We start from the raw sequence: 11,612 nt of genomic DNA, 5'->3' as shown, positions 1-11,612 counted from the left end.
GTTTTTTTAGTATGTAGTAAAATTAATAGTGTATTGTCGAATTTCCAAGGAAATAATCAAAAAATGGAGTTGTTATGAAATGAGAGAGAAAATCGAGTTGGAGTTAGAAAGAATTGAAAAAGAGAATGATGTGAAAATTTTATTTGCGGTGGAATCAGGGAGTCGTGCTTGGGGGTTTCCATCGAAAGATAGCGATTATGATGTTAGGTTTATTTATATACATCCAGTAGAATGGTATTTATCAATTCATGATAAACGAGATGTAATTGAATATCCAATTAGCGATGATTTAGATATAAGTGGTTGGGATATTAAAAAGGCATTGCAACTATTCGCGAAGTCGAATCCTGCTTTACTTGAGTGGATTCGATCACCAATTTTTTATTCGAAAAACTCTAATTTTCCAGAACTACTTCAACAGATGAGTGAGAAGAATTTTGATCCAAAAGCAACGATATATCATTATTTACATATGGCGTCGAAAAATTATCGTGAATTTTTGCAAGGTGAGAATGTAAAGCTGAAAAAGTACTTTTATGTATTACGTCCCATTTTAGCTTGTAAGTGGCTAGAAGAGAAAACGACTTTACCTCCTGTAGAATTTGACCGATTGATTACAGAATTATCATTAGAACGTAGTGTATTAGATGAAATTGAAAAGTTGTTAATAAAGAAAAAAGCAGGTACTGAATTAGATGTTGGATTGAAAATTAAGGTGCTAAATCAATTTTTAGAAGAACAAATTCATTACTATCAGGAATATGTAAAAGGAATTGAAAAGGGATCAGGAATCGATATTGAGAGTTTAAATACATTGTTTCGAGATATGTTGTTTGAAGCATATGAAAAAGAGCACAAGTAAGTTTGTGCCCTTTTTATTTTGTAGGAATGAAGAAAACAGATATAGCTGCGATAAGACCTGCAAAGGAGAATAAGTAAAAATTCCATGCTAAGTCATATTGCATTGTCATAATAATACCGACAAGAATTGGGCCAGCAATTGCACCAACTCGGCCAAGCCCCAGTCCCCAGCCTAAGGAGGTAGCTCGGATATGTGATGGGAAGTATTGTGTTACATATGCATTTAATATTTGAGTAATACCGACTGATCCAATACCAGCAAGGCCAATTAAAAGATAAATGATTGTAACAGATGGTTTGATTGTTAATAGTCCGATACATATAGCTGCCATAAGATAAGAGATGCTAATAACAATTTTTGCTCCTATACGATCAGCAATTGCTCCAGCGAATAATGCGCCGATAGCTGCGGTAATATTTAGCATAAGTAGAAATGACAGACTAGACCCAAGAGGATATCCTGCCTGGCGCATCATCTGTGGTAACCAAGTGTTTAAACCGTATATTAAAAACATTCCCATTATATAAGTGATCCAAAAAAGTAGCGTTGCTTTTATGTATTCTTTTGAGAATAACGTAGTAAATCCATTTTTCTTTTGTATAGTAGATGGAGCTTGATGAGTTTTATTTTTCACATGAAATTCAATTGGAAAACGATTAAGAATTTGGTTCACTTCTTCTTGGCGATTACGTGATAATAAAAATTGAATGGACTCAGGTAAATAGCGAATAATGAAAGGAATGAGGAGTAGTGGAATCATTCCGATACCAAACATAATTCTCCATCCGAAATCTTCTAACATAAATATAGACAAAATAGCACCTAACACGATACCTAAAGGATAGCCAGTAAACATAAGAGCATAAATAAAAGATTTCCTTTTTTTGGGTGAATATTCAACAGTAAGTGCTGAAGCTGTTGGGATAACACCGCCTAATCCGATTCCTCCTATAAATCGAGATAATCCAAATAACTCAGGAGAAGGAGCGATAGCCGCTAAACCCATTGTGATAGAAAAAAGTGCTAAACAGCATATAAGCGTCCATTTACGTCCAATTAGATCTGTAATCGTTCCAACTAGAATAGCCCCAATAAACATCCCAAATAAAGCATAGCTTGCAATTGTGCCAGCGTGCGATGGTGATAGCGCCCAGCTTTTGTCTTCTAGGAGCTTTGGTAGAACGGCACCGTAAATACCTAAATCATATCCATCAGCTAAAATGGCTAGCCAACAAATAAAAACAACAAGTTTTGTAATAGAGCTTGAAAAGATAGTTTCTGTAGATTCTAGATGAGGTGGAGCTGAAGGTTGCATAATATTCCCCCCCTTTTTAATTTGTAGATGAATATATTATTTCATTTAATGTTAATATTTTCCTCCCTGTGTTGAAATTTATCTGAAAAGGTTTTATAACAAATAAAGAAGTTCAACNNGTTGAACTTCTTTATTTGTTCACTCATTATCAACTCGTTTTAACGGTTGATCTGCTGGACCTTCAAGAACGTCTCCTTCAATTGAAAAACGAGAACCATGGCAAGGACAATCCCAGGTACAATCACCATTATTCCATTCAACTTCACAGCCGAGATGTGTACAAGTTGTATCGACGATATGTAATTTTCCTTCTTTGTCCTTATAAGCACCTGCTCGTTTACCGTTAACATGTACGACAGATCCTTCACCAACTTCGAGATCTTCTGGCTTACGTAATGCGGTTTCGATCTTTCCTTCAATTAAATGTTTCGCAACATCAATGTTCTGGGAGAGGAACGTTTTTATATCTGGATTTGCATGGAAGCGTGATGGTGCATACAGTTCTTTATAGGGACTGTGGACTTTTAGGATGGAGTCCTTCAGTAGCTGAGCGGCAGCAGTTCCAGTTGTCATTCCCCATTTGCGATATCCAGTTGCAACAAATATATTTGGATTTCTTTCGTTAATATGTCCGATATAAGGAAGCTTATCTAGAGTGATTAAATCTTGTGCTGACCATCTATAAGGAACCTCGTCTATTCCAAAAGTTGCTTCAGCAAAAGAATAGAGTGCTTCATAATGAAGCATCGTATTTATTCCTTGTCCTGTTTTATGACTTTCTCCGCCAATTAAAATTAATTTCTCTCCATTGTTTGTTATATAGCGTAAGGAGCGCTTTGGATCATCAATACTTAAATACATGCCACCTGGATAATCTGTTTTGGCTTTTATTGCAAGAGCGTAGGAGCGTTCTGCGTACATTCGCGTAAAGAAAAAGCTATTCGCATCATAAAAAGGAAAATGTGAACAAGAGACAACATATTCACAAGTGATATGATGGCCCTCTTTTGTAATTATTTGTGGATAATCTCCCTTTTCCACATCCATAGCTGTTGTTTGTTCGTAGACCTTTCCACCCATCTCCACAAACTTTTCTAAAAGTGTTTTTAAATAAAGAAGGGGATGGAATTGTGCTTGATTTTTCATGACAAGTGCAGATTGTACTGGAATAGGAATCGATAGAGATTGAACATAATCACAAGGTATATTTAATTTTTGATAAGCTTCATATTCTTTCGATAAATTTCTTAATCCGTTATCAGTAGTTGTATATAAATATGAATCTTCATTTGAGAAATTACAGTCGATTTTATATGTTTGAACAGTTTCGTTTATGAATTGTAGAGCCTGATTATTTGATTCATAGTAAAGCCCGGCCTTTTCTACACCGAAGTGATTTATTAATTCATCATAAATAAGATCATGTTGTGCTGTTACTTTCGCTGTTGTATGCCCAGTCGTCCCGTTTAAAATACGACCAGAATCAATTAAAACAACATCGATGCCTTCTTTTGCAAGTAAATAGGCAGTAGTAATACCTGTAATACCAGCACCGATAATAGCAACTTTCGCCTTTATATTTTCGGATAAACGAGGGAAAGTAGGAAACTGAGTAGATTCAATCCAATAAGATAGCGGCAGTTGTGGAAATGTATCACTTGTCATTGCTGAAACCTCCTGATTTTAGAACAATTTTCCTTTTAATATTTCCATATTATATGAAATTCATGTGTGTTGTTTTAGAAGAAGTCTATTTTTATTAAAAGAGGTTATAAATTATTTTGATATAATTAATTAGGTGGGGCATTATGAAGAAGTAGGATTTATATAAAACTAAATTCAAGTGATTCTGTTTGTTGATTACATAGAGATTTATTGAATGAGATAGGGTCTATGGCGTTTAAGAAAATGTCTATAGATAGTGGATAAATCCTTATGTAATATATACATTTTCTTTAGTGAAATAAAGTATGATTATAAAAATATAACCAACTTTTATTACTAGGTCATAAAAGTTGTTGACAATATAGAAATTCTATTGTTATGATTCATCATGTGGAAAGGTTGATAGAGAGTAAAAAGAGAAATGTTTTTCATTGATAATAAAAGCGAAAAATAAGTGACGATAGAGTGAGTATATTTTCCTTATAATACATGCTTTTTGGATCATTTAGTAAAATCAATCTGGAAGCAAGAATTGATATATGTAAGTTGCGCAAGGCGCGGCATAAGAAAGGGGCAAAAGGATGAAGGAGCTTCATACATTTGGGTGGTATGCAGCACGTGTATCACCACATTTGCCGAAAAAAGCATTTAAACCAGTGCCTACTCGTTTATTTGGTGGATTGGCTTATTTGCTTGTGGCATTGTCGGGATTAATATCGATTGGTGTATTTGAATTGAATGTGTGGGCGAATCTAGGAATTGCGATTGTTCTTGGATTATGTTTTGCTTCACTAGGATTTTTAGGGCATGAAATTTTACATGGAACTGTTGTAAGAAAGGCATGGCTTCGTGACTTCTTAGGAGCGATTGCATTTATGCCATTATCAACAGGGCCAAAGCTTTGGAGAAAGTGGCATAATGCAACGCATCATGTTCATACACAGCATGAAGAGAATGATCCGGATGCATGGCCGACACTTGAGAAACTTAAGAAGAGTAAGTTTTTGAGTTGGGTATATCGTATGCCTCTACATGTACGTTCATTCTTTAGTTTTCTGTCACTAACAATTCAATTTACATTGCATTCGACTCGAATGTTCTTTCATTTTATAAAAGAGTTCAAGTCATCCAATCAAAAATCTGTATGGCTTCAACTTCTTTTGCCTTGGACAGTTTGGATTAGTTTATTGTTTATTATGGGACCTGGAAAATGGTTATTTGCATATGTCATTCCGTTGTTAATTGCTAACTTTATTGTAATGGCATATATCGCAACAAATCACCGCTTAAATCCAATTGTTCCAGTAAATGATCCGTTAGCAAACTGCTTATCAGTAACAGTGCCGCGCTGGGTAGACGTTTTGCATTTCAATTTCTCATATCATACAGAACATCATCTGTTCCCTGCTATGAGCTCTAAATACTATCCGTTAGTAAAAGAGAAGATTAAAGAAATGTGGCCGGAACGTTATCACGAAATGCCGATGACAAAAGCATTGGCAGCACTTTGGAATACACCACGTGTGTATTATCACGGAAGTGAATTAGTTGATCCGCATAGAGAGCATTTCTACGGTTCTTTAGGAAATGGCTTAGACCCTCATAATATTTCATATCGTGAGGAACATATAGAAGAAAAAGAGAGTATTAAAAAAATAAATCAGTAAAAATTAATATATTTTTGCAGTGAAAAAGCAAGCCATCTCAGGCTTGCTTTTTCTTATAAAGAAACTTCCTTTTTGTTCTTTTTATTGACTTGGAAGGAGTTAGTTTCTTTTCGTTGTAATCGTTTTTCTAAAAGATTAACAAAATAAGTAAATAGAAGAACAAGTACGAGATAGTATGCACCAACGATTATGTAAGTATCTAATTGTTGGAAGTTACCTGCTGCAATTGATAAACCCGATCCCCATAATTCGGACATTCCTACATAAGCAACAAGTGAAGAATCTTTTAATCCGATAATAAATTGGTTTCCTAGAGGAGGAAGAGACAGACGAAATGCTTGTGGTAATATAATTCGTCGCATAGCTAAAGGATAAGGCATGCCTAAAGAGCGAGCTGCTTCTAATTGTCCTCGGTCAACGGATTGAATAGATCCACGGAAAATTTCCGTAATATATGCACCGTTATGAATTGCTAAAGCGATTGCTCCTGCCCAAAAAGGGGTGAAAACAACAACAGATGTAATTCCAAAATAGAGAATGGCAATTTGAACAATTAAAGGTGTACCACGAATAATAGCAATGTAGACATGAGCGATACTATTTAAAACTTTATTGTTAGAGATTCGAAAGAAAGCGAATAATAATCCAATTAATGAACCGAGTACTAGGGAAGTTAATGTTAATTGTAATGTGACAATAGTAGCTTTTAAGAGTGTGGGATAGGAAGAGATAAAAATTTCAAACATGCGTTTCACCTCATATTGTATAGATTTTAGTAGAGAATGAAATGCCCCACATAAAATGAACACTTAATCAGTGGGGCACTGTTTATGAATCTTTTGAATGGCTAACTTACTTACTTCGTTTTTTCCTCTTCACCAAGAATATTACGTCCGAACCATTTTTTACTGATCTTATCATACGTACCATCTTTAATCATTTCATCTAACGCTTTATTTACTTTCTCAACCATTTCTTTATTATCTTTGCGAATAGCAATTCCCATTTCATCAAGATTTAATGGTTTTCCGGCTTCTTTTATATTCGATTTTCCTTCTTTTATCATACGTAGACCAACCATTTGATCCGTAATTACTGCGTCAACACGCCCAGGCTCTAAATCCATAAGAGCAGTAATATCACTGTCATATTCTGTGATTTGATCTGTATATTTTGCAACAAGATTTTTAAAGGTACTAGCTTTTACAACACCAATTTTCTTACCTTTTAAATCTTCTGGAGAAGAGATAGCGGTATTCTTTTTAGCTACAAAAATTTGGGCGCCAGAGCGATAGTACGGATTTGAGAAACTAACAGCTTTTAAGCGCTCCTCTGTAATTGCCATACTACCCAGTATTACATCATATTTCTTCGCTTGAAGACCTTGAATTAGCGTTTCCCATGGGTTTGTAACTGGCGTAGCCTTCATGTTCATCTTTTTAGCAAGAGCTTCACCGATTTCTACATCAAAACCGACAAGTTTGCCGTCATTTTCTTTATAGTTAAAAGGTTTGTATAATCCACTCATCGCATAGCGAAATTCTTTTTCACCATTTGATGAAGTAGTAGAACTTTCTTTGCTACAAGCTCCTAGTATGAAGGATGTACATAGTGTAATGCTCGCAACAATGGTTAATAGTTTTCTTTTCATAAAACCCCTCCTATATATTGATCATACGGATGTTTTTCAGTATGTTATTGAAATATTTTATTTGGATGATTAGTTGTGCACCGTATGAATGTATTCCTTTTCGTTTGAAACAGAAGTTACATTATAAAACGTTACGTAAAAATTGTTTTGCTCGTTCATGTGATGGAGCTGAAAAGAATTGTGCTGGCGGAGCATCTTCTACAATCTTTCCATCGTCCATAAAGATGACGCGATCAGCTACATCTTTTGCGAAATTCATTTCATGAGTAACAATAACCATTGTCATCCCTTCTTCAGCAAGTTCTTTCATAACTTGCAATACTTCTCCAACAAGTTCAGGGTCTAAAGCTGAGGTAGGCTCATCAAATAGCATAATCTTAGGGCTCATTGCAAGAGCTCGTGCAATGGCAATGCGCTGTTTTTGACCACCTGAAAGAAGATGAGGAGTTACATCCGCTTTATCTTGAAGGCCGACTTTTTGGAGAAGTTGATTTCCAATATCCTGTGCATTTGCTTTCTCTAATTTTTTTACATGAATAGGTGCTTCTATGATGTTTTCTAGTGAGGTCATATGAGGAAAGAGGTTAAAGTGCTGAAAAACCATACCGACATTTTCACGGACTTTATTTAAATTTGAATGCTTTGGATCAATTCGCTCACCTTGTAAGTGAATTTCGCCTTCATCGTACATTTCTAAAAAGTTAAGACAGCGAAGTAATGTACTTTTACCAGAACCACTGGCACCAATTAAAACAACAACTTCTTTTTCTTTTACTTCTAAATCAATTCCTTTTAACACATCAAGTGAACCGAATGATTTTACTAGATTTCGAACTTGAATCATACAAAACCCCCAGTTAAAAATATATTTTACAAATGTTGCCCCGTATTTCTGTTATTAGTCATAAATTGTCAGAATCCTTTATTTTTTTCGTGCAATTTGATATTCAAAGAAATAATGATTTTTAAAATCTCTATATCCTTCTATAATGAAAATATGGATAATAATATATAGGTAGTATTTATATTGCTTATAAAAAGGGGGAAAGGGAAGATGGAAAAAGAAAGAAAAACATTTTCTTTTGGATTACGTACACAACTTATGCTATTCACTACAGTTTTAGCTTTTATTACATATTCAACAAGTATATTTTTTATTTACGTGATATACGATTATTTTCAAAGTTATGTAAGTCAAACTGTATATAATATTATCGTTATGTTATTAGGGGTAGTATGGTCTGGAATTTTAGCATATGGAGCAGCCGTATTTTTAATTAAACCACTTCGCAAGTTAGAGGAAGCGGCAAGAAAAGCAGCTGAGGGTGATATTCGTGAAGATGTTCCATTACCGAAGACAGATGATGAAATTAAATCTTTAAGTGTTGCATTTAATATGATGTTAGGAAACTTAAGGGGCATGGTAAAAAATATTGATACAACATTTTCTTATACAAACAATCAAGTACAGCAGATTAGAAAACAAACAGGAGAAGCAACGAGACAAGCGCAAGGTGTATCTGAGACTCTTGCAGAGATTTCTTCAGGCGCTGAGCAATCAGCAGCATCAATTCAAGCAATTGTTTCTGCTGTTGATACAACGACGTCTATTGCAAGTGAAGTAGAAGAAAAAGCGAAGCAGTCTGATACGTTGTCTTCAGAAATGGTTCAAGCTTTAGGGCATAGTACTCGTGTCTTTACGTCTTTAATTCAAGGTATTCAAACATTGGCAAAAGAAAATGAAGATTCAATGCAAAATGTACAGAAGTTAGAAGAACGAATGAAACAAGTAGAACATATTGTGTCTGTTGTGAGTGCGATTGCTAGCCAAACGAATTTATTAGCACTAAATGCTTCTATTGAGGCAGCTCGCGCAGGAGAGCATGGAAGAGGTTTTGCGGTTGTTGCGGAAGAAGTACGTAAACTTGCTGATGAAAGTGATCATTCTGCAAGAAACATATCTCAGTTATTACGGAATATGCAAGATGAAGTACAACAAGTTGCAATGAAAATGACAGAACAAGTGAAAATAGCTAAAGAAGAGGCGAAACGTGGGGAAGCTACGGAATTAATTTTAAAAGAAATGTCATCAAGTGTTATGGAAGTAGCCGATGCAACTCAGCAAATTAGTAGTTATATGAATGAACAATTGAGCCACATTCATCAAACAGGAGCACAAACAAAAGCTGTAGCAGCAATTGCTGAAGAAACGTCAGCTGGTTCGCAAGAAGTGGCGCGTGTGACGCTACAACAGTCTAAAAATATGATAGTAATCGATCAATTATTAAAAGATTTAGAGAAGCAAGCAACTGATTTGAAACAAACAATTGAACGATTTTCAATGTAAAAGGAAGAACAGAATGCTGTTCTTCTCTTTTTTATTTAGTTTGATTTAATATTTACAGTTAAACTATGAACGTTTCCGCAACATTCTTTTCTCTCCCTTTCGGATGAAAATTATAGCGAGCTATAATATTAAAAGGGGTGTCTTTTATGAAAAAAGAAAAAAGACAACGGTTAATTAAACAATTTGTAAAGGAGTATGAAATAGATAAGCAAGAAAGATTAGTAGAATTGTTAGCAAAAAAAGATGTATTAGTAACACAAGCTACGGTTTCTCGCGATATTCGTGAGTTAAACTTAACGAAGGTACCTTCTCAAGAAGGATTAATGATATATAAAGTTTTCTCAGAAGAGCATTTACAAACTGATATAAAGTTAAAGAAAAAATTACGAGAAGTTGTTGTGAAAATTGATTGTGTAGATCAATTAATGGTTATTAAAACATTACCTGGTAATGCACATGTTATTGGTGTTTTATTTGATGAGTTAGATTGGAAAGAAAAAATAGGATGTATATGTGGAAATGATACATGCCTTATAATTTCACAGTCGAAATCAGATAGGGAGATTATAGAAGAAAGATTAAATTTAATTATTTAGATGTAAAAATCCTGTTTTTAATAAAATTAAAAACAGGATTTTTGTTTAAATACGGAAGTTGAATATTCAACATATATGCGTAATATATGTGTTTTTTATTGAAAAAGCGAGAGAGTTTGTTATAAAAATACAAATTCGTATGATTTTAAAAAAATAACTTGTTTAATATTTCACAATGATAATGTGGATGCTTTCACAAAGATGAAAGTGCAGAGCATTTATTATGTACTTGTAAGACATCAAACATATTTAAAAGGAGGTACAACAAATGAAACATCCGATACATGTTACTTCAGAAATTGGGGAATTACAAACGGTTTTATTAAAACGACCGGGTAAAGAAGTGGAAAACTTGACGCCAGATTATTTGCAGCAATTATTATTTGATGATATTCCATACTTACCAATTATTCAAAAAGAGCATGATTATTTTGCACAAACGTTACGCAATCGGGGTGTTGAAGTTCTTTATTTAGAAAAACTAGCCGCTGAGGCGTTAGTAGATAAAAAACTTCGAGAAGAATTTGTTGATCGTATTTTAAAAGAAGGACAGGCTGACGTAAATGTTGCACATCAAACTTTAAAAGAATATTTACTTTCCTTTTCAAATGAAGAATTAATTCAAAAAATTATGGGCGGTGTACGGAAAAACGAAATTGAAACAAGTAAGAAGACACATTTATATGAATTAATGGAAGATCATTATCCGTTTTACTTAGATCCAATGCCTAATTTATATTTTACTCGTGATCCAGCAGCTAGCGTGGGCGATGGCTTAACGATAAATAAGATGAGAGAACCAGCGCGTAGACGTGAATCATTATTCATGGAGTACATCATTAAATATCACCCAAGATTTGCAAAACATAATGTACCAATCTGGTTAGATCGTGATTATAAATTTCCAATTGAAGGTGGCGACGAGCTAATTTTAAATGAAGAAACAATTGCGATTGGAGTGTCTGCTCGTACTTCAGCTAAAGCAATTGAACGTTTAGCTAAAAATCTCTTTAGCCGACAAAATAAAATTAAGAAAGTGTTAGCAATAGAAATTCCAAAATGCCGAGCATTTATGCATTTAGATACAGTATTTACAATGGTTGATTATGACAAGTTTACAATTCATCCAGCCATTCAAGGGCCAAAAGGGAATATGAATATTTATATTTTAGAAAAAGGATCAGATGAGGAAACTCTTAAAATTACACATCGTACTTCTTTAATGGAAGCATTAAAAGAGGTATTAGGCTTAAGTGAATTAGTTCTTATTCCATGTGGAGGAGGAGATGTAATTGCTTCTGCTCGTGAACAATGGAATGATGGCTCGAACACATTAGCAATCGCACCAGGTGTAGTTGTTACATATGATCGCAACTATGTATCCAATACGTTATTACGGGAGCACGGTATAGAAGTAATTGAAGTGCTAAGTTCGGAATTATCTCGTGGTCGTGGGGGTCCACGTTGCATGAGTATGCCAATTGTTCGTAAAGATATTTAGTATAAATA

Annotated in this window: 9 protein-coding genes and 2 pseudogenes; 6 read left to right on the top strand and 5 right to left on the bottom strand. The window is 34.4% G+C overall.

Annotated features, from left to right (window positions below):
* Positions 1–79 precede the first annotated feature (79 nt).
* Complete coding sequence (locus tag CN409_RS09850) at positions 80–862, top strand: nucleotidyltransferase domain-containing protein (protein WP_001208229.1); 783 nt, start codon at positions 80–82, stop codon at positions 860–862.
* Positions 863–875: 13 nt separating this feature from the next.
* Here CN409_RS09850 and CN409_RS09845 read toward each other — a convergent pair whose 3' ends face one another.
* Complete coding sequence (locus tag CN409_RS09845) at positions 876–2,177, bottom strand: MFS transporter (RefSeq protein WP_097980818.1); 1,302 nt, start codon at positions 2,175–2,177, stop codon at positions 876–878.
* A gap of 138 nt (positions 2,178–2,315) precedes the next feature.
* A complete protein-coding gene (locus CN409_RS09840; protein ID WP_000199973.1) occupies positions 2,316–3,842 on the bottom strand; it encodes an FAD-dependent oxidoreductase in 1,527 nt (508 codons plus the stop codon).
* Between the two features lie 581 nt (positions 3,843–4,423).
* On the opposite strand from CN409_RS09840, the gene desB reads away from it, so the two are divergent.
* Positions 4,424–5,509 carry a Delta(10) desaturase DesB gene (desB, locus tag CN409_RS09835; protein WP_000661228.1) on the top strand — a complete coding sequence of 362 codons (1,086 nt, stop codon included), beginning with the start codon at positions 4,424–4,426 and terminating at the stop codon, positions 5,507–5,509.
* A gap of 53 nt (positions 5,510–5,562) precedes the next feature.
* On the opposite strand, the gene CN409_RS09830 is transcribed toward desB, so the two are convergent.
* From CN409_RS09830 to CN409_RS09820, 3 genes are all read right to left on the bottom strand, one after another.
* Positions 5,563–6,318, bottom strand: coding sequence for an amino acid ABC transporter permease (locus tag CN409_RS09830; RefSeq protein WP_003255986.1), 756 nt, complete (start codon positions 6,316–6,318; stop codon positions 5,563–5,565).
* 47 nt (positions 6,319–6,365) lie between these two features.
* Positions 6,366–7,160 (bottom strand): ABC transporter substrate-binding protein, encoded by a 795-nt coding sequence (locus CN409_RS09825; RefSeq protein WP_097980817.1) that lies wholly within the window; start codon positions 7,158–7,160, stop codon positions 6,366–6,368.
* A 121-nt stretch (positions 7,161–7,281) separates the two neighbouring features.
* On the bottom strand, positions 7,282–8,004 hold the full coding sequence (locus tag CN409_RS09820) for an amino acid ABC transporter ATP-binding protein (protein WP_000616926.1): 723 nt from the start codon (positions 8,002–8,004) through the stop codon (positions 7,282–7,284).
* 210 nt (positions 8,005–8,214) lie between these two features.
* Between CN409_RS09820 and CN409_RS32795 the strand changes: the two are divergent.
* The 4 genes and pseudogenes from CN409_RS32795 to arcA form a co-directional block, all read left to right on the top strand.
* Positions 8,215–8,565: pseudogene (locus CN409_RS32795) on the top strand (HAMP domain-containing protein); the annotation flags it as partial.
* A 369-nt stretch (positions 8,566–8,934) separates the two neighbouring features.
* Positions 8,935–9,507 (top strand): annotated as a pseudogene (locus tag CN409_RS32790) (methyl-accepting chemotaxis protein); the annotation flags it as partial.
* 146 nt (positions 9,508–9,653) lie between these two features.
* Complete coding sequence (argR, locus tag CN409_RS09810; RefSeq protein ID WP_000711826.1) at positions 9,654–10,103, top strand: arginine repressor; 450 nt, start codon at positions 9,654–9,656, stop codon at positions 10,101–10,103.
* A gap of 268 nt (positions 10,104–10,371) precedes the next feature.
* The gene (gene arcA / locus CN409_RS09805) at positions 10,372–11,604 is read left to right on the top strand and encodes an arginine deiminase (RefSeq protein WP_000682331.1); all 1,233 of its coding nucleotides are present in this window, start codon (positions 10,372–10,374) and stop codon (positions 11,602–11,604) included.
* The last annotated feature ends 8 nt before the right edge of the window (positions 11,605–11,612 follow it).

The sequence above is a fragment of the Bacillus sp. AFS012607 genome (assembly GCF_002558005.1).
GTDB classification, from domain to species: Bacteria; Bacillota; Bacilli; order Bacillales; family Bacillaceae_G; genus Bacillus_A; species Bacillus_A thuringiensis_S.
This window is presented reverse-complemented; position numbering and strand designations above follow the sequence as displayed.

Coding starts and splice junctions, on each gene's coding strand:
- CN409_RS09850 (WP_001208229.1), top strand. CDS start 80: ATGAGAGAGAAAATCGAGTTGGAGTTAGAAAGAATTGAAAAAGAGAAT.
- CN409_RS09845 (WP_097980818.1), bottom strand. CDS start 2,177: ATGCAACCTTCAGCTCCACCTCATCTAGAATCTACAGAAACTATCTTT.
- CN409_RS09840 (WP_000199973.1), bottom strand. CDS start 3,842: ATGACAAGTGATACATTTCCACAACTGCCGCTATCTTATTGGATTGAA.
- desB (WP_000661228.1), top strand. CDS start 4,424: ATGAAGGAGCTTCATACATTTGGGTGGTATGCAGCACGTGTATCACCA.
- CN409_RS09825 (WP_097980817.1), bottom strand. CDS start 7,160: ATGAAAAGAAAACTATTAACCATTGTTGCGAGCATTACACTATGTACA.
- CN409_RS09820 (WP_000616926.1), bottom strand. CDS start 8,004: ATGATTCAAGTTCGAAATCTAGTAAAATCATTCGGTTCACTTGATGTG.
- argR (WP_000711826.1), top strand. CDS start 9,654: ATGAAAAAAGAAAAAAGACAACGGTTAATTAAACAATTTGTAAAGGAG.
- arcA (WP_000682331.1), top strand. CDS start 10,372: ATGAAACATCCGATACATGTTACTTCAGAAATTGGGGAATTACAAACG.